Origin of the sequence: Pseudomonas morbosilactucae (assembly GCF_023241715.1) — a bacterium.
GTDB classification, from domain to species: Bacteria; Pseudomonadota; Gammaproteobacteria; order Pseudomonadales; family Pseudomonadaceae; genus Aquipseudomonas; species Aquipseudomonas morbosilactucae.
On the sequence record NZ_JALQCW010000090.1, the window covers coordinates 15374 to 40707 of the forward strand.

At 54.0% G+C, this 25334-nt stretch carries 30 protein-coding genes; 21 read left to right on the forward strand and 9 right to left on the reverse strand.

Features of this window, described 5'->3' with window-relative positions:
• The first annotated feature begins 21 nt into the window (after positions 1-21).
• From M1B34_RS29405 to M1B34_RS29465, 13 genes are all read left to right on the forward strand, one after another.
• Positions 22-1272, forward strand: coding sequence for a flippase (locus M1B34_RS29405; RefSeq protein WP_268266971.1), 1251 nt, complete (start codon positions 22-24; stop codon positions 1270-1272).
• Between the two features lie 63 nt (positions 1273-1335).
• Complete coding sequence (locus M1B34_RS29410; protein WP_268266972.1) at positions 1336-1980, forward strand: class I SAM-dependent methyltransferase; 645 nt, start codon at positions 1336-1338, stop codon at positions 1978-1980.
• Between the two features lie 31 nt (positions 1981-2011).
• Positions 2012-2929 (forward strand): glycosyltransferase family protein, encoded by a 918-nt coding sequence (locus tag M1B34_RS29415; RefSeq protein ID WP_268266973.1) that lies wholly within the window; start codon positions 2012-2014, stop codon positions 2927-2929.
• On the forward strand, positions 2926-3963 hold the full coding sequence (locus tag M1B34_RS29420; RefSeq protein WP_268266974.1) for a glycosyltransferase: 1038 nt from the start codon (positions 2926-2928) through the stop codon (positions 3961-3963). Before M1B34_RS29415 ends, M1B34_RS29420 begins: the two co-directional genes overlap by 4 nt.
• Positions 3954-4169 (forward strand): hypothetical protein, encoded by a 216-nt coding sequence (locus M1B34_RS29425; RefSeq protein ID WP_268266975.1) that lies wholly within the window; start codon positions 3954-3956, stop codon positions 4167-4169. Before M1B34_RS29420 ends, M1B34_RS29425 begins: the two co-directional genes overlap by 10 nt.
• The gene (gmd, locus tag M1B34_RS29430; protein WP_268266976.1) at positions 4166-5284 is read left to right on the forward strand and encodes a GDP-mannose 4,6-dehydratase; all 1119 of its coding nucleotides are present in this window, start codon (positions 4166-4168) and stop codon (positions 5282-5284) included. Before M1B34_RS29425 ends, gmd begins: the two co-directional genes overlap by 4 nt.
• A 6-nt stretch (positions 5285-5290) precedes the next feature.
• Complete coding sequence (gene fcl, locus M1B34_RS29435; RefSeq protein ID WP_268267008.1) at positions 5291-6265, forward strand: GDP-L-fucose synthase; 975 nt, start codon at positions 5291-5293, stop codon at positions 6263-6265.
• Between the two features lie 201 nt (positions 6266-6466).
• Positions 6467-7207 carry a glycosyltransferase gene (locus tag M1B34_RS29440; RefSeq protein WP_268266977.1) on the forward strand — a complete coding sequence of 247 codons (741 nt, stop codon included), beginning with the start codon at positions 6467-6469 and terminating at the stop codon, positions 7205-7207.
• A 15-nt stretch (positions 7208-7222) separates the two neighbouring features.
• Positions 7223-8149 (forward strand): glycosyltransferase, encoded by a 927-nt coding sequence (locus tag M1B34_RS29445; protein ID WP_268266978.1) that lies wholly within the window; start codon positions 7223-7225, stop codon positions 8147-8149.
• 21 nt (positions 8150-8170) lie between these two features.
• Positions 8171-9061: a glycosyltransferase gene (locus M1B34_RS29450; RefSeq protein WP_268266979.1), complete on the forward strand. Its 891-nt coding sequence runs from the start codon at positions 8171-8173 to the stop codon at positions 9059-9061.
• Positions 9062-9072: 11 nt separating this feature from the next.
• The gene (locus M1B34_RS29455; RefSeq protein WP_268266980.1) at positions 9073-10023 is read left to right on the forward strand and encodes an NAD-dependent epimerase/dehydratase family protein; all 951 of its coding nucleotides are present in this window, start codon (positions 9073-9075) and stop codon (positions 10021-10023) included.
• Between the two features lie 56 nt (positions 10024-10079).
• The gene (locus M1B34_RS29460) at positions 10080-10631 is read left to right on the forward strand and encodes a sugar transferase (RefSeq protein WP_268266981.1); all 552 of its coding nucleotides are present in this window, start codon (positions 10080-10082) and stop codon (positions 10629-10631) included.
• 517 nt (positions 10632-11148) lie between these two features.
• Complete coding sequence (locus M1B34_RS29465; protein WP_123330003.1) at positions 11149-11970, forward strand: UDP-2,3-diacylglucosamine diphosphatase; 822 nt, start codon at positions 11149-11151, stop codon at positions 11968-11970.
• A gap of 8 nt (positions 11971-11978) precedes the next feature.
• Here the strand turns inward: M1B34_RS29465 and M1B34_RS29470 are convergent, their stop codons facing one another.
• Both M1B34_RS29470 and M1B34_RS29475 read right to left on the reverse strand, forming a co-directional pair.
• Positions 11979-12569 (reverse strand): HD domain-containing protein, encoded by a 591-nt coding sequence (locus M1B34_RS29470; protein WP_123330005.1) that lies wholly within the window; start codon positions 12567-12569, stop codon positions 11979-11981.
• A gap of 90 nt (positions 12570-12659) precedes the next feature.
• Positions 12660-12971: an Mpo1-like protein gene (locus M1B34_RS29475; RefSeq protein ID WP_123330007.1), complete on the reverse strand. Its 312-nt coding sequence runs from the start codon at positions 12969-12971 to the stop codon at positions 12660-12662.
• Between the two features lie 160 nt (positions 12972-13131).
• Here M1B34_RS29475 and M1B34_RS29480 point away from each other — a divergent pair, with 160 nt between their 5' ends.
• Positions 13132-14193, forward strand: a complete 1062-nt coding sequence (locus tag M1B34_RS29480) for an AraC family transcriptional regulator (RefSeq protein ID WP_123330009.1) — start codon at positions 13132-13134, stop codon at positions 14191-14193.
• Here the strand turns inward: M1B34_RS29480 and M1B34_RS29485 are convergent.
• Positions 14150-15604, reverse strand: a complete 1455-nt coding sequence (locus M1B34_RS29485) for a TrkH family potassium uptake protein (protein ID WP_123330011.1) — start codon at positions 15602-15604, stop codon at positions 14150-14152. The two genes, M1B34_RS29480 and M1B34_RS29485, sit on opposite strands and share 44 nt — an antisense overlap.
• 120 nt (positions 15605-15724) lie before the next feature.
• Here M1B34_RS29485 and M1B34_RS29490 point away from each other — a divergent pair, with 120 nt between their 5' ends.
• Positions 15725-16291, forward strand: a complete 567-nt coding sequence (locus tag M1B34_RS29490) for a nitroreductase family protein (RefSeq protein ID WP_123330013.1) — start codon at positions 15725-15727, stop codon at positions 16289-16291.
• 57 nt (positions 16292-16348) lie between these two features.
• Here M1B34_RS29490 and M1B34_RS29495 read toward each other — a convergent pair whose 3' ends face one another.
• From M1B34_RS29495 to M1B34_RS29520, 6 genes are all read right to left on the reverse strand, one after another.
• The gene (locus M1B34_RS29495) at positions 16349-17695 is read right to left on the reverse strand and encodes a sensor histidine kinase (RefSeq protein ID WP_268266982.1); all 1347 of its coding nucleotides are present in this window, start codon (positions 17693-17695) and stop codon (positions 16349-16351) included.
• A gap of 66 nt (positions 17696-17761) precedes the next feature.
• Positions 17762-18202 carry an LTXXQ domain protein gene (locus tag M1B34_RS29500; protein WP_123330017.1) on the reverse strand — a complete coding sequence of 147 codons (441 nt, stop codon included), beginning with the start codon at positions 18200-18202 and terminating at the stop codon, positions 17762-17764.
• A gap of 193 nt (positions 18203-18395) precedes the next feature.
• Positions 18396-19073 (reverse strand): response regulator transcription factor, encoded by a 678-nt coding sequence (locus M1B34_RS29505; protein WP_268263388.1) that lies wholly within the window; start codon positions 19071-19073, stop codon positions 18396-18398.
• Positions 19074-19080: 7 nt separating this feature from the next.
• Positions 19081-19491, reverse strand: coding sequence for an SH3 domain-containing protein (locus M1B34_RS29510; protein ID WP_123330021.1), 411 nt, complete (start codon positions 19489-19491; stop codon positions 19081-19083).
• Positions 19492-19601: 110 nt separating this feature from the next.
• Entirely contained in the window at positions 19602-19901 is a 300-nt protein-coding gene (locus M1B34_RS29515) for a YciI family protein (protein ID WP_123330023.1), read from the reverse strand.
• Position 19902: 1 nt separating this feature from the next.
• A complete protein-coding gene (locus M1B34_RS29520) occupies positions 19903-20229 on the reverse strand; it encodes a septation protein IspZ (RefSeq protein ID WP_268266983.1) in 327 nt (108 codons plus the stop codon).
• Positions 20230-20316: 87 nt separating this feature from the next.
• Between M1B34_RS29520 and M1B34_RS29525 the strand changes: the two genes are divergently transcribed.
• The 6 genes from M1B34_RS29525 to rluB all read left to right on the forward strand — a co-directional run bounded on the left by M1B34_RS29525 (position 20317) and on the right by rluB (position 25264).
• Complete coding sequence (locus M1B34_RS29525; protein WP_123330028.1) at positions 20317-21180, forward strand: PHP domain-containing protein; 864 nt, start codon at positions 20317-20319, stop codon at positions 21178-21180.
• A 13-nt stretch (positions 21181-21193) separates the two neighbouring features.
• Positions 21194-21823, forward strand: coding sequence for an L-threonylcarbamoyladenylate synthase (locus M1B34_RS29530; RefSeq protein WP_123334288.1), 630 nt, complete (start codon positions 21194-21196; stop codon positions 21821-21823).
• Positions 21824-21943: 120 nt separating this feature from the next.
• Entirely contained in the window at positions 21944-22642 is a 699-nt protein-coding gene (locus M1B34_RS29535; RefSeq protein WP_185039273.1) for a segregation and condensation protein A, read from the forward strand.
• Between the two features lie 12 nt (positions 22643-22654).
• A complete protein-coding gene (gene scpB, locus M1B34_RS29540; protein WP_268266984.1) occupies positions 22655-23671 on the forward strand; it encodes an SMC-Scp complex subunit ScpB in 1017 nt (338 codons plus the stop codon).
• A 47-nt stretch (positions 23672-23718) separates the two neighbouring features.
• The gene (locus M1B34_RS29545) at positions 23719-23910 is read left to right on the forward strand and encodes a DUF1289 domain-containing protein (RefSeq protein WP_123330034.1); all 192 of its coding nucleotides are present in this window, start codon (positions 23719-23721) and stop codon (positions 23908-23910) included.
• A gap of 145 nt (positions 23911-24055) precedes the next feature.
• Positions 24056-25264: a 23S rRNA pseudouridine(2605) synthase RluB gene (gene rluB, locus M1B34_RS29550; RefSeq protein ID WP_123330036.1), complete on the forward strand. Its 1209-nt coding sequence runs from the start codon at positions 24056-24058 to the stop codon at positions 25262-25264.
• Positions 25265-25334: the final 70 nt, after the last annotated feature.

A 25334-nucleotide genomic window follows, 5' to 3' on the forward strand; every position in this document is an offset into this window, starting at 1 on the left:
TATTAAATGGCAAGGCAGTTAATGAATTTTATATCCCAAATACGCCTCCTGAAAAAACATGTAGAGTTTAGACGCTATGTCGCCAATACCTCATGGCTCATGGGTGAAAAGATTTTGCGCATGTTTGTCGGCTTATTTGTTGGTGTTTGGATTGCGCGCTATTTGGGGCCGGAGCAGTTTGGTCTTTTTAGTTATGCGCAGAGCTTTGTTTTTCTGTTCACGGCCATTGCTACTTTAGGTTTGGATAATGTTGTAGTGCGAGAGTTGGTAAGAGACCAAACCCGTGAGGATGAGTTGCTGGGAACTGCATTTGTTCTAAAAATAATTGGGGCTGTGCTAGTCTTTCCATTAATTTGGTTGGCTTTGCAGTTTACCAGTAATGATGCATATACCAAATTGCTAGTCTTTATTATTGTTTCGGCAACTATTTTTCAGAGTTTTAATGTGATTGATTTTTACTATCAGTCGAAAGTTCTTTCTAAATATGTTGCTTTGGCAAATAGTGTTGTTTTGGGGGCGTCTAGTCTCATAAAAATTATTCTTATTTTAAATAATGCTCCATTAACAGCATTTGCAATGATGTTCAGTTTTGATGCTTTGGTGCTTTCAATAGGTTTGATTTTTTTCTATGAGAAAAGATCTGGGCAAAGGGTTTTGCGGTGGTCATTCAGTAAAAATACGGCGATATATTTGATTAAAGAGTCTTGGCCGCTGATTCTTTCAAGCGTTTTTGTTTCCCTGTATATGAGAATTGATCAGATAATGATTAAGGAAATGCTGGATGCAGAAGCTGTCGGTCAGTATGCCGCAGCGGTGCGTTTGAGTGAGGCTTGGTACTTTATCCCAATGGCTATCACAAGCTCGATTTTTCCTGCGATCATTAACGCTAGGAAAGTTAGTGAAGAACTCTACCTTCAGCAACTTCAAAGGCTTTACACATTGATGGTTTGGTTGGGGATTTCAATTGCATTGCCAATGACTTTTTTAAGTGAATGGATAGTAAGCTTTTTATATGGAGACTCGTATCAGAAGGCGGCAGATATTTTAATGATTCACGCTTGGGCCGGGATTTTTGTTTTTCTTGGTGTGGCAAGTGGGAAGTGGCTAATAATTGAAGGCATGGTAATGGTGTCTTTTTTTAGAGTTTTGGCGGGTGTTATTATAAGCATAATTTTGAACTTTATAATGATACCGTCTTATGGCGTAGTGGGTGCTGCAATATCAATTCTTGTGTCACAAGCAGTAGCAGCTTACGGTTACGATTTTTTTTGATCATCGTACTAGGGCATGTTTTTTCATGAAGACAAAATCATTGATTCTGAGGTTCTAAGTTTTATGAATTTTAAAAAAGCTATAGAGGTTTTTCGTAATCCAAAACTTTCAATTTTTCTGCTTGGGTCAGCTTCGTCAGGATATTTGAGAGATATTGGTTGGGTTAACAGTTTTAATAAAAAAATTCCTGTTGATGTTAATGGCGGAGCTGTTCCTTGGGTAACATATCCATTTATAGATTTCATTAAAGATCGTCTTTGTGGTGTTGATAAGCTGTTTGAGTATGGTTCGGGCAATTCAACTTTTTTTTATTCAAGTTATGTTGTTGCAGTGTATGCGGTAGAGCATGACGCCGATTGGTATGAATATATATCAAAAAAAGTTCCAGATAACGTAAGTGTTTCTTTCGAGAGTCTTGAGGTTAATGGTGCATACTGCCGGCGAGCTGCAACCTCTGGTAATAAGTATGATCTTATTGTTGTAGATGGGCGAGATCGGGTTAATTGTGTTGTTAACTCGTTGGGGGCGTTGTCGGATAAAGGAGTGATTGTACTTGATGATAGTGAAAGAGACCGTTATCAGGAGGCTATAATTTTTATGTTGGATAATGGATTCAGAAAAATTGATTTCTGGGGGGTTTCTCCAGGGCTTTTGTATAAAAAGAACACGACTATTTTTTATCGAGATGGAAATGCACTGGGTATTTAATTTTAATTTTTCATCAGGTGTAACATTTTAAATGTACCCGTCTCCGATTGTTTTGTTTGTTTATAACCGCCTTGATCATACGGTTAGAACTGTTGAAGCATTGCTTGATAATGAATTAGCGAATCAAAGTGATTTGTTTGTTTATTCAGATGGAGCTAGAACTTCTCAGGTTGAGTCGCAGGTTTCAGCAGTTCGAGATTATGTAAGGAATATAACAGGTTTTAAGTCGTTGACGGTGATTGAGCGAGAGGCTAATCTCGGCCTTGCAAAAAATATTATTGACGGTGTAACTTCTGTCGTTAGAAAGTACGGGAGGGTTATAGTCCTAGAGGATGATATAGTCACAAGTCCAGCTTTTCTAACATTTATGAATCAGGCTCTCGATTGTTATCACGATGATAGCAAGGTGTGGCATATTTCTGGTTGGAATTACCCGATTGATACTGACGCTTTAGGGGATGTGTTTCTCTGGCGTGTTATGAATTGTTGGGGGTGGGCAACTTGGGCTGACCGTTGGGCGTACTTTGAGAAAAGTCCCGAGAAACTTGTTCGATCATGGTCTTCTGAGAAAAAATACCATTTTGATTTGTATGGTTCAGGTGTTTTTTGGCCTCAAGTTGAAAGGAATGTTTCAGGGGAAATTAATACATGGGCAGTTTTTTGGTACTCCACAATTTATGAACATCAGGGATTGTGTCTAAATCCTTCCGTTTCCTATGTTCAAAATATTGGGAATGATGGTAGTGGCGTTAATTGTGGTAGTGATTCAAGTTATTTTTTACATGATTTAAATGATTCTAAAGACGTTGATTTTTCTGTGGATAGGGTTGAGTCGAGTTTTGCTGTTCATAATGTTATTAAATTCTACAAAAAACAAAATCGACCTGTCTGGATTCGTGCAATTAACAAAATTGGCAGGTTGGTTTTTGGAATAACGTTTATTAAATGAAAATTCTAATTGTAAGTTCGTCGGACATTGAAGGCGGCGCTGCACGGGCTGCTTATCGCTTACACCGATCTTTGATTTTTCAAGGTCTAGAAGTGGATATGTTGGTTCAATCCCGTGACAGTGATGATTATACCGTGCACGGACCCGCTTCAAAAGTGCAGAAAGTTATTAGTCGGCTACGCCCATTTTTGGATTCATTGCCAGTTCGAAGTTACAAAAAACGCACAGCAACCCTTTTTTCTCCTGCTTGGGTGCCTTTTGGTGGAGTTGTTGATCGGATAAATAGACTCAATCCTGATGTTGTTCACCTTCACTGGATTGCAGGTGGCATGCTGCGTATTGAGGATTTGGTGAGGATTGAGGCCCCTATAATTTGGTCTTTACATGATATGTGGCCTTTTACGGGCGGATGTCACTATGATGAAGAGTGTGGTGAATTTAAGCAGTCGTGTGGTAATTGCCCTGTGCTTCAGTCGCGGAAAGACAACGATCTGAGTCGTAGTGTGTTTTTACGAAAAGTTCGAAGCTTTAATAAGAAGAAAAATATCACAGTAGTTGGAGTAAGTCAGTGGCTTGCTAATGAGGCCGCCTTAAGCGTCGCTTTCTCTGGTCATAGAGTTGTTAGTTTGCCCAATCCGATTGATACCAAAGTTTTTGCTCCTTTTGATCGTGCACAAGCCCGATACTTGCTAAATTTACCATGTGATAGTAAGTTGGTTTTATTTGGTGCTATGAATGCTACTAGTGATCCAAGAAAAGGATTTGAAGAACTAAGCCAAGCGTTGAACGGGCTGCCAGATGACATTGAGTTAGTTGTGTTTGGCTCTGGCCGGCCTTTGGCGGGGGGCAGCTTTAAGCAAAGGTCTCATTTTCTTGGGCGCTTGCATGATGATGTTGCATTACGGCTGCTCTACAGTGCCGTTGATGTTATGGTTGTTCCGAGCAAACAGGAAGCTTTTGGACAGACGGCATCGGAATCCATGGCTTGTGGCACTCCTGTTGTCGCCTACGCGACAACAGGTCTGTGGATATAGTTGATCATGAAATTAATGGTTATTTAGCGCAGCCATCATCAGTTCATGATTTGACTGCAGGGATTTTGTGGGTGCTTGAGCATCCTGATTATGAGTCGATATCTCGCTCGGCTAGAACAAAAATTGTCACAAGTTTTGATTCTGAAGTGGTTGCAAAAAAATATATTAATCTCTATGAGTCTGTTCTCGAAAAGGAAATGGAATGAAAAAAGCCCTTATAACCGGAATCACCGGCCAAGATGGCTCCTACCTTGCCGAGCTCCTGCTGGAGAAAGGCTATGAGGTACACGGCATCAAACGTCGGGCGTCGCTATTTAATACCCAGCGGGTCGACCACATTTACCAGGACCCGCATGTTGAGCACGCCCGCTTTTGCTTACATTACGGTGATCTTACCGACACCTCCAATCTTATTCGTATCCTACAGGAGGTGCAGCCAGATGAAGTGTATAACCTCGGGGCTCAGTCTCATGTGGCGGTGAGCTTTGAGGCACCGGAGTACACTGCGGATGTAGATGCCATGGGGACGCTGCGTCTGCTTGAAGCCATCCGTACTCTTGGCTTGGAAAAGAAAACTCGCTTCTACCAAGCCTCTACTAGCGAGCTCTATGGTCTTGTGCAGGAAACGCCACAGAAGGAAACCACGCCCTTTTATCCGCGCAGCCCTTATGCGGTTGCTAAGCTGTATGCGTACTGGATCACGGTGAACTACCGGGAGGCATACGGCCTCTATGCTTGTAATGGTATTTTGTTCAACCACGAAAGTCCGCGCCGAGGTGAGACTTTCGTTACACGTAAAATTACTCGTGGATTTGCCAATATTGCTCAAGGGTTGGAGAGCTGCCTGTATCTAGGGAATCTGGACGCGTTGCGCGACTGGGGGCATGCTAAGGACTATGTGCGCATGCAATGGTTGATGTTACAGCAGGAGCAGCCGGAGGATTTCGTGATTGCCACTGGTGTGCAGTACAGTGTACGTCAATTTATCGAATGGTCAGCCCGAGAACTTGGTATCGTTTTGCGTTTTGAGGGGCAGGGTGTCAATGAAGTAGCAATTGTGGCTGCTATTGAGGGAGATAAGGCACCTGGACTGAGTATCAATGATGTGGTTGTTCGTGTAGACCCACGCTACTTTCGTCCGGCTGAAGTGGAAACTCTTCTCGGCGACCCTACAAAAGCAAAGGAGAAACTTGGCTGGGTGCCAGAAATCACTGCGCAGGAAATGTGTTCGGAAATGGTAAGAGAGGACCTCAAGACCGCCCAGCGTCATGCATTGCTGAAGGCACATGGGCATGAAATTCCAGTATCAGTGGAGAGTTGATTGAGTATGTCCTTGGATGTAAACGCCCGTATTTTCGTCGCCGGTCATCGAGGTATGGTCGGCTCTGCTATTGTTAGACAGCTACAGGCCCAAGGCTATAATTGCATCATTACTCGCAGCCGCGATGAATTGGATTTATCTAGCCAAGCTGAAGTGCATGCGTTTTTTCAAAATGAGCGTATTGACCAAGTATATTTGGCAGCAGCTAAGGTAGGCGGCATTCATGCCAATAATACATACCCAGCTGAATTCGCTTATCAAAACCTGATGATACAGTGCAATGTAGTTCATGCTGCTCACCAAGCAAATGTAAATAATCTTCTATTTTTGGGGTCTTCGTGTATCTATCCGAAGTTGGCTGAGCAGCCATTGAAAGAAAGTGCGCTCTTGACAGGATTGCTGGAGAGCACTAACGAGCCTTATGCAATAGCAAAAATTGCGGGAGTCAAGCTATGTGAAAGCTATAATCGCCAGTATGGTCGGCAATATCGCAGTGTTATGCCAACTAATCTTTATGGCGAGAATGACAACTTTCACTCTGATAATTCCCATGTTATTCCTGCCATGATGCGTCGCTTTCATGAAGCTAAACTTTCCAGTAGCTCCGAGGTTTTGGTTTGGGGAACTGGTACCCCGATGCGTGAGTTCCTCCATGTTGATGATATGGCAAAGGCTTCGGTCTTTGTGGCCAATGTGGGGCAGGAAATCTATGAGAAATATACTCGGCCAATGTTGAGTCATATAAACGTTGGTACGGGAAAGGACTGTACCATTGCTCACTTGGCACAGGTGATGGCTAATGTGGTAGGTTATCAGGGGCGTATTGTATTTGATGTTAGCAAACCTGACGGCGCGCCACGTAAACTGATGAATGTTGATGCTCTAAAATGCCTAGGTTGGTCGCATAGCATTGAGCTTTCTGATGGTTTGATGCGTACATATCAGTGGTTCCTCAAGCATCAAAGCGATATTCGCTGGTAAGAAAACAGCTTTGGCATGTGGCTCCACTGTTTTTGGAGCCCTTATATACTGGAAATTTTTTGAGGTTGACTGCTTCAGGGGAGGAGTTTGATTTTTAAATAACATCATTCTTCAAGAAGTATGTTTATTTTTAGACTGGATTTTACGTCGTTTTGAGAAGGGGGGTAATTAATATGAGGTTTTTTAAGTTAAGGGTTAAGTATGGTAGCGTCTGACTGTGAGGGTATAAGGATTAGTGTCGTTACAGCGACTTTTAATGTTGTAAAAGAGTTGCCTGGACTGATTGAGTCTTTACGTAGTCAAGTTTATAAAAACTTTGAATGGGTTGTGGCTGATGGCGGCTCAACCGATGGCACGCTTGAACTTTTATCCTCAATTGAGAATCTCGATATACGAATTTCCTCTGAGGAGGATTTTGGTATATATGATGCGCTGAATCGCGGTATAAGAAAAACATCGGGGCAATATTATCTTGTGTTAGGGGCCGATGATAGAATTTATCCGAATGCGTTGAGTGAGTATGCAAAAAATGCTTATGGCGTAGATTTTGTAACGGCTGCAGTACGTTTTGGCGAACGTCTTTCTTTTCCTTTAAAGGTGAGGGGCTGGCAGTATGGGTATCATACTTACGTGTCTGCTCACTCAGTGGGGCTTTTGATTAGTAAGAACCTTCATGAACAGTATGGCTACTACTCTCGTAAATTTCCTATTGTTGCCGATCAGTATTTTGTATTGTCTGCAATAAAAGGAGGAGCGAATATCGTTGAGACGGACGTTGAAGTAGGTGTACATGGTGTAGATGGTGTGAGTGGTACTGACAGAGTTGGTGTCATCACAGAGCTTTATCGAGTTCAGGTTTTAATTGGTGAGAGTCTATTTTTACAGACTATTCTTTGTTCTGTACGGTTGCTCAAATATGCTTTATTCGATCGTTTTCGTTAATTTTTTGAGAGCTTAATGGATAATATTTTTTCTTCACTTCCTATTATGTCCAAGGATGGGGGGGGTTGGGCTACACGACGCGTAATAAAATTTCTACGTGTTGATCGGGGTATTGTGATACATGAACGGTCAAATAGTATCTTGGAAAAAATTTTCTATGCCATTTTGGGAGGCTTATTACTTCCGTTCATTCATCCTATTTTTACGCGATTTCTTCCTGTTTCAGTGTTTTTTTGTACCGGGCGTACCTATCTTAACTTCTCCCAAACCTTTGGCGCGCTTTTGTTTTCGAAAAAAGCTTGGGCAATTTGTCATGACCTGCAATGTCATCGATCTTTTAAACTGATGGCCTGGGTACGTTGGTCTGAGGGCGTCTTGCTCCGCCGCGCCGAGCGAGTTGTAACACTCTCTAATCGAGATGCCAAAATAGTTCGTCGGCTCTATCGAGTCCCGTTGTCAAAAATTACCTCTGCTCAGTCTGCGATGCTTGGAGAGATTAATGACTTTTCCAAAGACTTAAGTAAGTTAGGTAAGGATATGCGGAGGGTTGTATTTCTCGGATCTCTTTTGCGGCGAGAAAATTTTGAAGCTCTGACGTGGTTTGTTGAGCAGGTATTATCTCATGTACCAGACTTGGTATTGGAGGTTATAGGTAGTGCTCCTGAGTCGCGACGAATAAGTCATCCTAGAATAAAGTACCTTGGTTTTGTTGAAGATGCGCAGAGTTATCTGGGAAACAGTACTTTGATGATTGCACCAATGCTTTCTCCCGCTGGGGTTAAGATAAAAGTTATTGAGGCTTTAGAGTTGGGTGTGCCAGTTCTTGGGACTAAAAACGCATATAGTGGTTTGTCTAAGCCTTCCATTGGATATTGCTCGGATGATTCGTCGGTGTGGATTTCTACGCTTTCGACGCCTCGTGATTTTTCCTATAGAAAGTGATTAATTTTTGAGGTTGCTTTGATGGAGTTGTATTCGACTGTCGAACCGAAAATTTTGGTTTTAATGACCGCTTACAATGGGCGTCAGTGGATTGATGAGCAAGTCAAAAGCATTTTGGCGCAGGAAGGCGTCAAGGTGACGTTATTTATAAGCGTTGATCTTTCGGGTGACGGGACTAGCGAATGGGTTTCGAGCCTAGCTGACCGAGAATTAAATGTTTTTATGTTACCTTACGGTAAACGTTATGGTGGTGCGGGAGAAAATTTTTTTCGAATGATTAAGGAGGTGTCATTTGAAGGGTATGATTATGTGGCTTTTGCTGATCAGGATGACATATGGTTGTCCCGAAAGTTACTTCGCGCATATGAGGTTATGCAGATACAATCGGTAGATGTGGTCTCCAGTGATGTTATTGCATTTTGGCCTGACGGCAAGAAAAAAGTTATAAAAAAATCATATCCTCAGCGGGAATATGACCATTTTTTTGAAGCCGCTGGTCCAGGATGTACGTACTTGTTTAGTGTTAGTGCGGCTTCTGCATTTAAAAGTTTTGTTGAAGCTGTAGGAGACCGTCTTGAACAGGTTTCTTTACATGATTGGCTCGCCTACGCTTTTTGTCGAGCGAATCATTTCAAATGGTATGTTGACCACAAGCCTTTAATGCTCTATCGACAGCACAATGGCAACCAAGTAGGTTCCAATACTGGATTATATGCATATCTAAGGCGCTTTCATTTAATTCGCTCTCGTTGGTATCGAAAACAGGTCGAAATGATCAGCGCTTTGGTTTCGCCAAATTTCGATAAAAAAATTCACAGTCGTGGCTTCTTGGTAAGAAATTTTATGTCCTTAAGGCGGCGTCCACGGGATCAAGTTATCCTTCTTCTTATGATCCTTTTTGGTTTTTTCTGAGGTGACATCTTTTGTCTAGGCGCATTCTGCTAACGGGCGCATCGGGATTCATTGGTCAGGCTCTGGCAGCACATTTGATAGCCCAAGGGCATCAAGTGAGTGCAATTGGACGTCGTCCTCCAGCAGCGCGTGCACTGCGCTTTTTTCCTGGGGAGTTGAACAATACGCCACAGCTGGCTCAAGCCCTGGAGGGGGTTGAGTGTGTTGTGCATTTGGCTGGACGAGCGCACCAATTGCGTAATGTTGAGCCTAATCCTCTGGAAGGCTTTCGATCAGCGAATCGCGATTTGTCGTTGCTGCTGGCCAATGAAGCAGTGAAAGCAGGTGTGCGTCGTTTCGTTTTTTTAAGCTCTATTGGTGTCAACGGCGCGAGTAGTGGTAAGGAGCCATTTGTGGAAGCGTCGTTGCCAGCTCCACATTCTGACTATGCGCTATCTAAATTTGAGGCGGAACAGGCGCTTTGGGCAGACTTAAGTCGCTCCGAAATGGAGTTGACCGTTGTACGCCCACCGTTGGTATACGCTGAGAGTGCGCCAGGCAATTTCGCACGATTGCTCCGTTTGGTGGCTTCGGGAGTGCCTTTACCTTTCGCAAGAATTGACGATAAGCGCAGTATGATTGCCTTGGATAATTTGGTGACGTTGATCGAGACGTGTGCAATTCACCCCGCGGCGGCGAACGAGCTATTTCTGGCGGCAGATGGTGAAGATTTATCTATTGGTGAGATTATAAATCTGTTAGCGCTAGGCATGGGTCGTAAAGCGCGCTTGTGGCCTGTCTCCAGTAGTATCCTCGCTGCGGGAGCTTCGTTGTTGGGGCGTCGGTCTCTGTATATGCAGCTATGTGCGTCACTGCAGGTTGATGCGTCGAAATCGAGACGATTACTAGGCTGGCATCCAAGCACATCGGCCCATGATGCGCTATTTTTAGCAGGGAAGAAGTACTCCGATAACAATAGATAGGCATGCTTGAGCATACTTTTTTCGGTTTTTTTGCGAATTCTGAGTGTAGGTGTTTGATGATTCGTTTTTTTGATGTTGTGCTATCTCTAGTTGGGTTGGTTTTTGGTTTTCCTGTGCTGATGCTGATTTATATAATCGGTCTTTTCGACACTGGCTCACCACTATTTCGTCAACAGCGAGTTGGACGCGGGAAACAACCATTTTCTTTGGTGAAATTCCGTACTATGTCTTTGAGTACCGCCTCTGTTGCCAGTCATCTGGCTTCGTCCGCGTCGATTACGCATATGGGGCGTTATTTGCGTAAAACTAAACTAGACGAGCTTCCGCAACTATGGAATGTGCTCAGAGGGGAAATGAGTTTAGTTGGACCTCGACCTAATCTTTTTAATCAGGAAGAATTGATTTTAGAGAGGGATAAGTGTGGCGTGTATGATGTGCGCCCTGGCATAACTGGGTTAGCGCAGGTCATGCAAATTGACATGTCAACTCCACGCTTACTGGCTGAAACTGATGCGCGGATGATTCGGTCTCTGACGATAGGACTCTATTTTAAGCTACTGCTGCAGACGGTGCTTGGGAAGGGCGGAGGTGATCGGGTAAAACACTAGTCATTGAGTTTTTTGCAATTTACGCGTAATTTCCTAATTGCGCATTCACTCAAAAAATGCGCTAGTAAGTCCTCGATATGCTTTTTCTATGTAAGTGTGGGGTCGGTTAAGGTTGAGCTGTTTTCAAATAAAAAACACAGTCTCAACTGTTTTTAGATAAGCAACCGTAAGGAATATGGAGACAGAAAGTCAGTTGTTTAATTATTTTTACTTGTTGTGAATGTGCCCAGTAGTGCGTGAAGATTATATGTTTTTAGCTGTTAATTAGTCATCGCGTGAAGGATTTCATTAGTCTAAAGATCCAAAGACTTTTTATGTGCTAGAACGCATGACTATTAGTCTTTAATTCATGCAAACGACCTCTTACCCATACTCTGATTTTCGCCTTCCGCTCCTTGGCAGACGGGCAGTTTACACCGGCTGCCGGCGCGTGGGCGCTGTCATGGGACTGCCGTATTTGTGTCATGGGCTATTAACCCCTGGGGCGCAAGCTCGCAAAAAATCCAGGAGCCTGCCCATGACCAGTGCCGAACTCGCCAGACCCAGCCGCAAACAACGGGTGCGGACCTTGTGGATTTCCGATGTGCACCTCGGCACCCGGGATTGCCAGGCGGAGCATCTTTCGCAGTTTCTCAAGGGCTATCACGCCGACCGCATCTACCTGGTAGGCGACATCATCGACGGCTGGAAGCTGCGCGGCGGCATGTACTGGCCCCAGGCGCATACCAACGTCATTCGTCGCCTGCTGACCATGAGCAAGCGTGGCACCGAAGTGATCTACGTGACGGGCAACCATGACGAGTTCCTGCGCCGCTATTCGAAGCTGATCCTGGGCAATATCCAGTTGGTGGACGAGGCGGTGCATGTGACGGCCGACGGTCGTCACTTGTTGGTGATTCACGGCGATCAGTTCGATGTCATCACGCGCTATCACCGCTGGCTGGCCTTTCTCGGCGATTCGGCCTACGAGTTCACCCTGACCCTCAACCGTTGGCTCAACCATTGGCGTGCGCGCTACGGTTATGGCTACTGGTCGCTGTCGGCCTACCTCAAGCACAAGGTGAAAACCGCCGTCAGCTTTATCAGCGACTTCGAAGAAGCTATCGCCCACGAATGCGTGAAGCGCGAGCTGCATGGGGTGGTGTGCGGGCACATTCACCATGCCGAGATTCGCAAGGTCGGTGGCGTGGACTACCTCAATTGTGGCGACTGGGTGGAGTCCTGCACCGCGTTGATCGAGCACTGGGACGGCACCATCGAACTTTATCGGCTGGCCGACGCCCAGGCGCGTGAGGCCCAGGGCAAGGCGGATCTGATCAAGGTGCAAGAGCCCGCTTAGCAGCGTCGTCAGGCCGCGCTGTTGGACGCCATGGCCGCCTTGTACAAAGAGTTTTTGGGTTCGGCGAACAGGCGTTCGAGCATGGGTTCGAAGAAGCTCAGGGGCAGGGTGTCGTAGGTTGGATCGAAGGCCGCGGCGTCGTACTTGGCGCAGAACTCGGCGGTACGCAGGTACAGCGGGTGCCCCTTGAATTGCTCGCGCAGGTGCCGGTCCATGCCCAGGTGGTGGAAAAAGTAGTAGCCCTGGAAAACCCCGTGCTGCTGCACCATCCACAGGTTTTCGGCGCTCACGAAGGGCTTGAGAATGGCCGCGGCGATGTCCGGGTGGTTGAAGCTGCCGAGGGTGTCACCGATGTCGTGAAGCAAGGCGCACACCACGTATTCCTCATCACGCCCGTCGTGCCAGGCGCGGGTGGCGGTTTGCAGTGAATGGGTCAGGCGGTCCACCGGGAAACCGCCAAAATCGCCGTCGAGCAACTTCAGGTGGGTGAGGATTCGAGCCGGCAATTGTCGTGCGTATGCACTGAAGTCCGTGGCAATGATCGCCCAGTCTTCCTGGGTGCCATCCTGCATATGGGTGAAGCGGGCATGCGTGCTCATCGGCCACTCTCTTATTGTTCAGGGTTCGACTGCAGGCCCGGGCGCCACGGCCACGGAGGCTGCGCGGGATGGCTGGCTGTCCGGTAACGCCTAAAAGGGCACTTTGCCGAGGATCATGTCGCGGTACATGACGAAGTCCCCCAGCAGGCTGTAGAGCGGGTGCTGGAAGGTGGCGGGGCGGTTCTTTTCAAAGAAGAAATGCCCGATCCAGGCGAAGCTGTAGCCGGCCAGGGGCAGGGCCAGCAGCAGGAGCCAGGCCCCCTTGCCAATGGCGAAGGCGAGAATGAAGATCACCAGGCTGGTGCCAATGAAATGCAGGCGACGGCAGGTGCTGTTGTTGTGTTCCGTCAGGTAGTAGGGGTAGAACTCGGCGAAGCTGTTGAATTGTCTGGTGTTTTCCACGGCCGCGCTCTCTTGGATGGTGGTTCTGCTGGCGGGATGGGCTGCGGGCAGCCTATTTGAGTCTAGAGTCATCGTTGGTTGTCGCCAGTGACAATGGGCGCCACTTTAGTATCCTTGAAATATTGGCCGTGGCATGCGGCTCACCATGTAAGAAAACGCCATGAGCGAACGAACGACTTCTGCAAGCTGGGCCATGGGCATTGTCAAAGCCCTGGAAATGGACGGCCTGGATTGCCGGGCATTGTTCAAGCATTTGGGGCTTGATTACGCGGCGCTGGACGACCCCGATGCGCGCTTTCCCCAGGACTCCATGACCCGCCTTTGGCAGCGTGCGGTGGAGCTTTCCGGCAATCCGGCGATTGGCTTGAACATGGGCAAGGTGGTGCGGCCGGCCTCCTTTCACGTGGCCGGCTATGCACTGATGTCGAGCCGGACCCTGGCCGAGGGGTTCCAGCGGCTGGTGCGCTATCAGCGAATCATCGCCGAAAGCGCCGACTTGAGTTTCCGCCTGCTGCCTGAAGGGTATGCCCTGATCCTGACGGTGCATGGCGATCACCTGCCGCCGACCCGGCAAAGCGCCGAAGCCTCCCTGGCGTGTGCCTTGGCGCTGTGCGGCTGGTTGACCGGGCGTACGCTGCATCCGCGCAAGGTGCTGGTGCAGGGGGCCGAGCCTGTGGATGTGGAGCCCTACAAGCAGGCCTTTCATGCACCGCTGTTGTTCAACGCGCCTTACGATGCGTTGATCTTCGAGCGTGCCGACATGGAGGCGCCCCTGCCGACCGCCAATGAAGCCATGGCTTTACTGCATGACCGTTTTGCCGGTGAGTACCTGGCGCGTTTTTCCGAAAGCCGGGTCACCCACCAGGCGCGCCAGGTGCTATGTCGGCTGTTGCCTCAGGGCGAGCCCAAGCGCGAGATGGTGGCGCAGACCCTGCATCTGTCCCAGCGCACCCTGCAGCGCCGGTTGCAGGAGGAGGGTACGAGCTTTCAGACCTTGCTCGACGACACCCGTCGTGAGCTGGCCGAGCAGTACCTGGCGCAGCCGCGCATGACCTTGCTGGAAATCGCCTACTTGCTGGGTTTTGCCGATCCGAGCAATTTCTTTCGCGCGTTCAGGCGCTGGTTCGACACCACGCCCAGTGAGTACCGGGCGCGTTTGCAGGAGTCGCCGGCGCCGGTCAGTGGCGCCAGAACGCCGGAATGCACAACACAAACACCGTAATGATCTCCAGGCGGCCGAGGAGCATGCCCAGGGACAGAATCCATTTGGCGGCATCCGGCAAGGTAGAGAAATTACCCGCCGGGCCAATGGTTTCACCCAGCCCCGGGCCGACGCCGGAGACGGTGCTGGCAGCGCCCGTCAGCGCGGTCATCCAGTCCAGGCCCAGCAGGGACAAGGCCAGGGCGATCATGCAAATGGTGATGGCGAAGAAGAACGAAAAGGTCAGGATCGAGCGCACGATTTCTTCGTCGAGGCGATGGCCGTTGTACTTCTGCTTGATCACTGCCCGAGGATGGATCAGTTGATTGAGGTTGGCCTTGAGCAGGATGTAGGCGACCTGGAAGCGGAAAATCTTGATGCCTCCTGCCGTCGAGCCCGAGCAGCCGCCGACAAAGCCCAGGTAGAAGAACAGCATCAGCGAGAAGTTGCCCCACAGGCTGTAGTCACCCAGGGCAAAGCCGGTGGTGGTGACCACTGACGTCACGTTCAGCGCCACGTGACGCAACGCGTCCAGCCAGTGCAGGTTGGTGGTCCACCAGTACCAGGTGCCGAGCACCAGCCAGGTCACCAGTAGCAGGCCGAGCAGCCCTTGCACTTGTTGGTCCTTGATCAGCGCCCGGCGGTTGCCTCGCAAGGTGGCGACATACAGGGTGAAGGGCAGGCTGCCGAGGATCATCACCACCACTGCGACCCAATGCACGGCGGGCTGTTCCCAGTGTGCCAGTGATGCGTCCGAGGTCGAGAAACCGCCGGTAGAGATAGCCGACATCGAGTGGTTGATGGCATCGAATATATTCATCCCCGCCCACCAGAACGCCAGGCTGCCGAGGATGGTGATGCCGACGTAGGCGGCGACGATCAGGCGCGCCACCATGTGCGAGCGCGGCATGACCTTTTCCGAACGGTCCGAAGACTCGGTCTGGAACAGGCGCATACCACCGATGCGCAGCAACGGCAGAATCGCGACCGCCATGCCGATAAAGCCGATGCCCCCCAGCCAGTGCAGCAAGGAGCGCCACATCAGGATGCCCGGAGACATGTTGTCCAGGCCGCTGAGCACAGTGGCGCCGGTGGCGGTGATGCCCGACATGCTTTCGAAGAACGAATCGGTGTAGCTGATGTGCTGGGTCAGCAGGAACGGCAGGGCGGCAAAGATGCACACCACCACCCAACTGGAGACCGTCAGCAAATACATGTCCCGAGGGCGCAAGTGCACATGTTCCGGGCGCCCGGGGATCACTAGGGCCAAGCCGGCAATAAAGGTGATCATGCTGGCCCAGAGAAAGGACGGCAGGTCGCTGGTGCGTTCGAAAATCACCAGGGTTGCCATCGGAATGACCATGGCGATGGCCAGGGTGATCAAGAAGATGCCGATGATGAAACCAATGATGCGTAAGGTCGGCAACGCCATGAAATCCGCTCGGGCTGGTTGGGAAGGGCGCTCATTCTACCTGTGGGGCAGGGCATGTAAACCGGCACCCCGCCGGCAGATACCCTAGAATAGCCGGACATTTTTTTCAGGAGGTGGCCGATGGAGGCTCTCGACGCTTTGCTCAACCGTGTTTCCGTGCCGCGCTTGCTGGACCCGGCGCCCACCGCGGCGCAACGTGAGGCATTGTTCGCCGCGGCCTTGCGTGCGCCGGACCATGGTCAGTTGCGCCCTTGGCGTTTCTTGACCGTGGAAGGCCGGGCCCGGGAGCAACTGGGCGAGTTGCTGGCAGAAGCGGTGCAGTTGCAAGGTGCAGACGTGACCCAGGCCGCGCTGGACAAGGCTCGTGCGATGCCGTTGCGCGCGCCGTTGGTGGTTGTGGTGGTGGCCCGGTTGCAGGAGCACTTCAAGGTGCCGAAGTCCGAGCAGTTACTGGCGGCTGGCTGTGCAGCCCACGGCATTTTGCTGGCGGCTTACGCTCAGGGGATCGGCGCGGTCTGGCGCACCGGCGAGCTGTCCTATTCGGCCCATGTGGCCAAGGGCTTGGGCCTGGAGGCCGGTGAAGAGATCATCGCCTTCTTGTACTTGGGCACGCCGCTGAATGAACCCCGGGTTGCCCCCAAGGAAGATACCGCAGCGTTTGTCAGCGCCTGGTCTGGCGCGAACTGACGGGTGTTTCTGGCGGTGGTTGGGTGAGCCCGTCCGGGGCCTCACCCAACCTGAATCTCACGGATTCAACACCACGGCGCCCGGCTCCAGGGGCAGCTCCAGGGTGGCGATAAATCCACCCTGGGTGTGGTTGGCCAGGGTCAGACTGCCGCCATGGCGCTCCGCCGCACGCCGTGCAATGGCCAGTCCCAGCCCATGGCCCGGCGCGGTTTGCCCGGGAGCGCGGTAGAAGGGCTCACCCAGTTGACCCAGGTGTTCACTGTCCACGCCCGGGCCGTGATCGCGTACGCTCAGCAAAATCTTGTCCCCCTGGCGCTTGGCCTCCAGCTCGATCGGCTGCCCGCTCGGGTTAAAGCGCTGGGCGTTGCGCAGCAGGTTGTCCAGTGCACGCTCGATCATGGTCGGCCAGCCCTTGAGGTGCAGTTGCGGCGGGGCATCGACCCGCACGTGCTGTTCCGGGCAGGCCAGTTGGGCGTCTTTTTGCAGGTTGTTCATCAGGGCGTTGAGGTCGATGTCCTCGGCGCTGGCGTTATCCGCATCCACCCGCGCCAGTACCAGGATTTCACTGATCAAGGCTTCCAGGCGGTCGCATTCGCGGGTCAGTCGCGGCCAGAGCTTTTCCCGCTCCTCCTGGCCAGCGCGCTCGGCCAGGGCCAGGGCGATACGCAGTCGCGCCAGGGGGGAGCGCAATTCGTGGGAGACATCCCGCAGCAACTGACGCTGGCTGCCGATCAGCCCCTGCAGGCGTGCGCCCATCCGATTGAAGTCGGTGGCCAGTACGCCGAACTCGTCGCGGCGGTTGGCCAGCCGCGCCAGGCTGTTCTGCTGGTAGGTGGCTTGGCCGAGGTCATGCACCGCACCCCGCAAGCGGCTGAGGGGGCGGGTGATCGACAGCGTCACCAGCAGGCTGAACAGGGTCAGCACCACCAGGGCGATGGCCAGGGCACTGAGGGGCCACATCAGGCTGTCGCGATGCCAGGCGTCCAGTTCCGGGTGGGCGATGCGATAAATCAGCAGGTAGGTGTCGCCACTTTGCGGGCTGGTGTACTCGGTGGTCAGGCGCCGCCAGGGCAAATGTCGGTCATCATTGTCGTTCTGCCGGGCCTCGAAGGCCGCGGCTCGCCGGGGGAAGGTCCCGCGGACCACCGGGTCGCCGCTTTCGTTGAGCACTTGCACGTCGATGTGGTACTGGCGCTTGCGCTGCTGCAGCACCTCCTGGGCAGCCTCTTCACCTTGGGTCTCGAAGGTTTGGGTCCACTCTTGCGCCAGGGTGTTGAGGCCCGGGTGACGGCTGAGAATCCAGGCATCCTGGTTCAACATGTGGCCGAGCAGGATCGACAGCCCTGCAACCAGGGCGATGGCCAGCCAGAAGCTGGCCAGGATGCGCCAGAACAATGAACGCACGGGAAGTCCTCAAACAAAGAAAGCCCAGTGGGGGGAGGCCACTGGGCTGGGATCAACGCTGGCGCATTATTGCGCTTTTTGCGGTTGCTGCGCTTTCCAGGCTTTGAATTCAGCCCATTCCGCACGACGCTCGGCCTGTTTCTTCTGGATGGCGTCGAACTCTTTCTGTTGTTCAGGCTTGAGCAGGGCGCGGATATCGGCCTGGGTTTTCTGGTGCTTGGCCGCGATCTCGTCCTTCATGGCCTTCTGGTCGGCCGGCGACAGCTTCTCCAGGTACTTCTCGACCAGTTGCCGCTGTTGGTGTTTTTGCTCGCCCATCAACTTGCCGATTTGCTCGCGTTGTTCGCGGCTCAGGTCCAGTTGGCCGAAGGGACCTTTGCCCCGCATGTGTTCGCTGTGGCGTGGGCCGTCCATCGGACCACCCATTGGGCCCGGGCCTTCCGGCATGGCCATGGCGACGGTGGGCAGGGCTGCGGCGAACATCAGAGCGATCAGGGTCTTGCGCATGGTGTTTCTCCTTGTCTCGTTCCCGGTCAGTTCCGGATGAGTTCAGATTACGCAGATCAAGGTCAGCGGCAGTCAGTGGACGGTAAAGCTTGAGTAAAGAGGATTTGCCCGGTCACTGACAAAAGGCAGGCACGCCAAGGGCCAAGGCGTGCCGGTGCCGGCGAGTAAGCGGGTGCTCGCCGACGGGGAGGGGTTATAGGCTGTAGTAGTAGCCGCGGCTGCGCAGGGCCACGATGCGGGGGCGGCCGTCAGGGTGCGGGCCGATCTTCTTGCGCAAGTTACTGACGTGCATGTCCAGGCTGCGATCGTACAAGGTCAGTTTGCGGCCCAGGGCAATCTGCGCCAGTTCCTGCTTGTCCAGGGGATCGCCAGGTTGCTTGAGCAGGGCTTCGAGCAGCCGGCTTTCGGACACGGTCAGGGTGATGTCTTGCTGATCGATGCTGACCACGCCACGCACCGGGCTGAAGCACAGGTCACCCAGTTCCATCTGGCTCGACGCCGACACCGGATGGCTGCGGCGCAGGACCGCGCGTAGGCGGGCGGTCAATTCCCGTGGGTCGCAGGGTTTGGCCAGGTAATCGTCGGCGCCCAGTTCCAGGCCGAGGATGCGGTCCAGCGGTTCGCCGCGGGCCGAGAGCATCAGCACCGGCAGATCGGGATGGTCGTTGCGCAGTTGCTTGAGCAGTTCCAAGCCGCTGCCGTCGGGCAGCATCACGTCCAGCACCACCGCCGCCGGGGCGGTTTCGGCCAGGGCCCGGCGCGCACTCAGGCCATCGTGGCAGGCACGGACCTGAAAGCCTTCCTGGCTCAGCCAACTGGTCAGAAGCTCGCACAGCTCCTGGTCATCATCAATCAGTAACAGGTCGCTCATGAATCACTCAATTTAGCCATTGACGACGCTTGCGGTGTCCACCGCTGGCGAAGATACCGCAGAGCAGGGCCACCAGTGCAACTGCGCCACCGATGACGAACCACTGTTGCTGATCGGTCAGCAAGCGCGGTAACGGACTGGCCTGGGCCTCTTTGAGTTGCAGCTTGAGGCGCTGGTTCTCCTGACGCAAGCGCGTCAGTTGGGCACTTTCCCGTTCGTTGTCGACACTTTGCAGTTGTTTGCTCAATTCCTCGCGCTGACGCTCGCTTTCCTTCAAGCGTTGCTGCAGCTCGGTGATCTGGCTGCCGGCGCTCAGGGAAAGCGGCGTCGAACGGCCTGAATCCACAGCCTCTTCGGCATGGGCGACGGCCCCGATCGATAACATGACCCACAGCAGACACAACGGACCTTGGCGCATCGGAACTCCTGATTCCAATCGAGTGTTGGGCAGGTTGTCGGCCGTCAAACGAGAATAATGAGCGATTGAGAGCGCGATGAACCTGGAAGGTTCACCGCGTTGGAGAGGATTTACGGCAGGACTTGCTTGAACGGCTTGACCACTACGCTGGCATAGACGCCGGCGGCGATATACGGATCAGCATCGGCCCAGGCCTGGGCAGCGCCCAGGGAGTCGAATTCGGCGACGATCAGGCTGCCGCTGAAACCGGCAGCGCCCGGGTCATTGCTGTCCACCGCAGGGTGCGGACCGGCCAGTACCACGCGGCCTTCGCCCTTGAGCTGCTGCAGCCGCTCAAGGTGCGCCGGGCGTGCGGCCAGGCGGTTTTCCAGGGAGTTGGCGACGTCTGTAGCAATGATTGCGTAAAGCATGTCAGTCCTCGGTTTTCGGCGTAGTGGGTTCGGTGTCATGCAGATGACGGGACAGGTAGACGCCTTGGCCCACCAGGAACAATACGGTCATGCCCAGGCTGCCGAAGACCAGGCAGGCGACGAGGGTCAGCCACTGGCTTTTTTCCAGCTTGCGCTGGGAAATGAACAGCGCGCCGTAGACCACCAGCGAGCTGATGATCAGCACCGCCGTGGCGCTGTAGATGCCGCCCACGCTGAGTTGCTGACCGGCAATGTCGACAACGCGGGGATCGAGTTTGTAGACGATGAAAAACAGGAACAAAGGGATGAAGTCGATGAATTGTTTCACAGTGGCAGCCAGAAGCAGGATGTGGCGGCATAATAACAAACATCCTGGGTAGCGAAAGCGCCAGCTGACTTGAGGTTTTACCGTCCCGTGAACGTTGATTTGCATTGCCATAGCACGGCCTCCGACGGCGCACTTGCGCCCGCGGTTCTGGTGGCGCGTGCCTTTGAGAAAGGCGTGCGAGTCCTGGCACTGACCGACCATGACACCCTTGAAGGCCTGGACGAGGCGCGCGCTGCGGCGAACGCCCTGGGCATGCATCTGGTCAATGGTGTGGAGTTGTCCTGCACCTGGGGCGGGGCCACCATCCATGTGCTGGGTTACGGGTTTGACGTGAACGCCCCGTCGTTGGTGGCGGCGATTGCCAAACTGCACGATGGCCGCTGGCTAAGGTCCGAGGAAATAAGCCGCAAGCTCGCCCTCAAGGGCATGCCCGATGCCCTGGAAGGTGCCCGGGCGATCCAACAGGAGCTGGGGGACAGTGGCAATGCCCCGGCGCGGCCGCACTTTGCGGATTTCCTGGTGCGTGCCGGCTACGTCAAGGATCGTGCCGAAGCGTTCCGCAAATGGCTGGGGGCCGGCAAGCTGGGCGACGTCAAGCAACACTGGCCGACCTTGGAGGAAACCGTCGAGACGCTGCGGGCGGCAGGGGCCTGGGTCAGCTTGGCCCATCCTTGGCATTACGATTTCACGCGCAGTAAACGACGCCGTTTGATTGCCGACTATATTCAAGCGGGTGGCCACGCCATCGAAGTGGTCAATGGTTATCAACCCGCCGAGCAAGTGGGCAGCCTGGCTATCCTTGCTCGTGAGTTCGGTCTGCTGGTCAGTGCCGGCAGTGATTTTCATGGCCCAGGAGGCTGGTCCGAGATCGGCGAGTACCGCCCGCTCCCCGAAGACCTGCCGCCATTGTGGTGTCGGTTCAAACATGACCCAATTATTGCCGCCGTCTGAACAGGTAGAAAATGTGAGTCAATTTTTCCAGATTCATGCGGAAAACCCGCAAGCGCGCCTGATCAAGCAGGCGGTGGAAATCATCCGCTCGGGCGGCGTCGTGGTGTATCCCACTGACTCGTCGTACGCCATCGGCTGCCAGATGGGCGATAAAAGCGCGATTGAGCGCGTGCGCCGTCTGCGCCAATTGGACGACAAGCACAACTTTGCCCTGATCTGCAGCGACCTCTCGCAGTTGGGCCTGTTCGCCAAGATCGACACCGGCACTTTCCGGCTGCTCAAGGCCCATGTGCCTGGCCCCTACACCTTTATTCTCAACGCCACCCGCGAAGTGCCGCGGCTGTTGCTGCACCCCAAGCGCCGCACCATCGGCCTGCGGGTGCCGAGCAACCCGATTGCCCTGGCGCTGTTGGCCGAGCTGGGCGAGCCGCTGATGAGCGTCAGCCTGATCATGCCCGGTGACACTGAGGCGATGAGCGACCCCTATGAAATGCGCCAGTTGCTGGAGCATCAGGTGGACCTGATCATCGATGGCGGCTTTGGCAGCATCGAGGCCTCCACCGTGATCAACCTGTCCGATGGCGAGCCGGAAGTGATTCGTGTTGGCTGTGGTGACCCGTCGCCGTTCATGGCTGAGGCCTAGATGTCCGCAGTGGAAGCCGTTGACGAGCAAGCGGGCGCCCAGCAGGAACTGCCGTTTGCCATGGTCTATGGCCAGGCGGTCATGGAAATGCCCCTGGATCTGTACATTCCGCCGGACGCCCTGGAGGTCTTCCTCGAAGCCTTCGAAGGCCCGCTGGACTTGCTGCTGTACCTGATCCGCAAACAGAACATCAACATCCTCGACATCCCGGTCGCGGAAATCACCCGCCAATACATGGGTTACGTCGAGTTGATGCAGTCGGTGCGCCTGGAGCTGGCCGCCGAGTACCTGGTGATGGCGGCGATGCTGGCCGAGATCAAGTCGCGCATGCTGCTGCCGCGTTCGGCCGAGGTCGAAGAGGAAGAAGACGACCCCCGGGCCGAGCTGATCCGGCGTCTGCAGGAGTACGAGCGCTTCAAGGCTGCCGCTGAGGGTATCGACGGCTTGAGCCGGGTCGGTCGCGACGTCATCGTGCCCAAGCTCGACGCCCCGGAAGCCCGGGCGCGCAAGCTGCTGCCAGACGTGGCCCTGGAAGAGGTGTTGCTGTCCATGGCCGAAGTCCTGCGGCGTGGCGACATGTTTGAAAGTCACCAGGTCAGCCGCGAAGCCTTGTCCACCCGCGAACGCATGAGTGACGTGCTGGAGCGCCTCAAGGGCGGTGGTTTCGTGCCTTTTGTCGAACTGTTCACCGCCGAAGAAGGGCGCCTGGGTGTGGTAGTGACCTTTATGGCGATTCTCGAACTGGTCAAGGAATCCCTGGTCGAGCTGGTGCAGAATGAGCCCTTTACCGCCATCCATGTGCGGGCGCGAGCCGAATAACGAGCTGAAACAATGAATCTGAATGAACCCCGCGAGCTGGCGCCACTGCTTGAAGCCTTTCTGTTGGCCTCGGGAAAACCCCAATCCATGGAGCGCCTGTTCGAACTCTTCGAAGAGGCCGAGCGTCCTGAGCCGCCTGTGTTCAAGAAAGCCTTGGCGTTGCTGGCCAAGTCCTGCGATGGGCGCGCCTTTGAACTCAAGGAGGTGGCGTCGGGTTACCGCCTGCAAGTGCGCGAAAAGTTCGCGCCGTGGGTGGGTCGCCTGTGGGAGGAGCGCCCCCAGCGCTATTCCCGCGCCATGCTGGAAACCCTGGCCCTGATTGCTTACCGCCAGCCCATCACTCGGGGTGAAATCGAGGACGTGCGGGGCGTGGCGGTCAACAGCCAGATCGTCAAGACCCTGCTGGAGCGGGAGTGGATTCGCGTGGTGGGCCATCGCGATGTACCCGGTCGGCCGGCGATGTTCGCCACCACCAAAGCCTTTCTCGATCACTTCAACCTGAAGAACCTCGACGACTTGCCGCCCCTGGCGGAGTTACGCGAGATCGAGACCGAGCCGGTACTGGAGTTCGACGATGTGCCGGTTCCTGCGCACCTGCAGGCCCTGGCCGATGCCACGGCAGAGCCGGAAGAGCCCAAGGAAGAGACCAGTTTCCATACCCTGCTGCTGGAACTGGATTCGATGGAGGAAGGGATCAAGACCGACTTTGACGACCTGCATCGCGATGGCCTGTCGGCGCCGTTCGAGCCGGACGCCGAGTTCCGCCTCGATAGCCCGTCGTCGCCACCGGTCGACACACCGCCGCTGGAGACTGAGGTCGCCGCCCCTGAACCAGAACCAGAATCAGAGTTTGAACCCGAGCAACCGGCGCCCGTCGATGCCGAGGACGATGTGCTGGGTGTCGCTGAAGCCCGAGCCAAGCTGCTGGCCGCGGTCGCGGCCCTGGAGCCTGAGCTGAGTGAAGAAGAGGCTGAAGCCCTGGCCCTGGCCGAAGCTATTGAAAACGAACGCCGCCTGTTCGACGACTAACCTTGCAGGCGCTTTCGCCGGCCAGCCGGTTCCTACGGAGGTGCGTGATGAGTGGTGCCAAGGATCCCTGCATCAGCCTTTGCAAGTTCAGTGATGACATCTGCATCGGCTGCGGTCGCAGCAAGCGCGAGATCAAGGCCTGGAAGAAACTCGACAAGGCCGAACGCCGCCTGGTGCTGGCCGAAGCCGCGCAGCGCCTGCTGAAACTGCGCGCCACCGGCCGGCGGAAAAAAGCCTGAGTGCCGACTTATCCGCTAGTCTCTGATGCGCAACCGCTGTCATGAGCGTATGATTCGCGACCCTTTGGCGATCCCTTCGCCACAAGACCTGTTTTCCACGCTTCAGGCCATTCGCGCCTGAACCGACACACCGGGAGGTGCCCAGATGAGTGATAACGACCAGAAAGACAGCCAGGAAATCGGCCCAGCAGGCGAAAAACTGCAGAAAGTCCTCGCCCGTATCGGCGTCGGCTCGCGCCGCGACGTTGAGTCCTGGATCAGCCAGGGCCGCATCAAGGTCAATGGCAAAGATGCCACCCTTGGCCTGCGCGTCGACCTGCATGACGCCATCTCCATCGATGGCAAGGTGATCAAGCGTGAAGAGGCTGCCGAATCGGTACGCCGCGTGATCATGTACAACAAACCCGACGGCGAAATCTGCACCCGTGACGACCCGGAAGGCCGTCCGACCGTGTTCGACAAGCTGCCGCGCCCGAAAGAAGGCCGCTGGATCAACATCGGCCGCCTGGACATCAACACCACCGGCTTGCTGATGTTCACCACTGACGGTGAGCTGGCCAACCGCCTGATGCACCCGTCCTACGAGATGGACCGCGAGTACGCAGTGCGTGTGCGTGGTGAAGTCGACGACGAGATGATCGAGCGCCTGAAAGCCGGCGTGGTTCTCGAAGACGGCCCGGCCAAGTTCACCGACATCAAGCAGGCTCCAGGTGGTGAAGGTTTCAACCACTGGTACCACTGCGTGGTGATGGAAGGCCGCAACCGTGAAGTACGGCGCCTGTGGGAGTCCCAGGGCCTGGTGGTCAGCCGCCTGAAGCGCGTGCGTTTCGGCCCGGTGTTCCTCAATTCCGACCTGCCGATGGGGCGCTGGCGTGAAATGACTCAGTACGAGGTGGATATCCTCAGTGCTGAAGTCGGCCTGACCCCGGTGGCAATGCCGCAACTGAACGCCAAGAGCAAGGACAAGCTGGAGCGTATGCAGCGTAAATCCTCGCGTCCGGTGGGCAAGAGCGAGCGCGTGCGGACTTTGCGTCCCGCCAATGGCGCGCCAGCCGGCGCACCTCGCCCGGCCCGCGAGCCGCAGATCGAAGGCGAGCGTCCGGCGCGCAAGCCGGCTGCACGCCAAGATGGCGAGCGTGGCCCACGTACACCGCGTCCTGCGGGCCGTGGCGAGTCGGGTCGCGGTACGCCGGTGGCTGATCGTCCAGCGGACAACAAGCGTCCGGCCAAGCCTGCGCCGAAGTCCAAGCGGCCAAGCCTGGTGCTGGACAAGGACGCACCGTCGGGCAAGCGCCGTGGCGCCCCGGCCGGTTCCGGCCAGCGCCCGGGCTTTGGTCGGCGGAAGCCGGAGTAAGCTCGCGGTAAGCTTTCGAGCTTCGAGCGGCAAGTGAAGAACGCCAACCTCAGGGTTGGCGTTTTTTTTG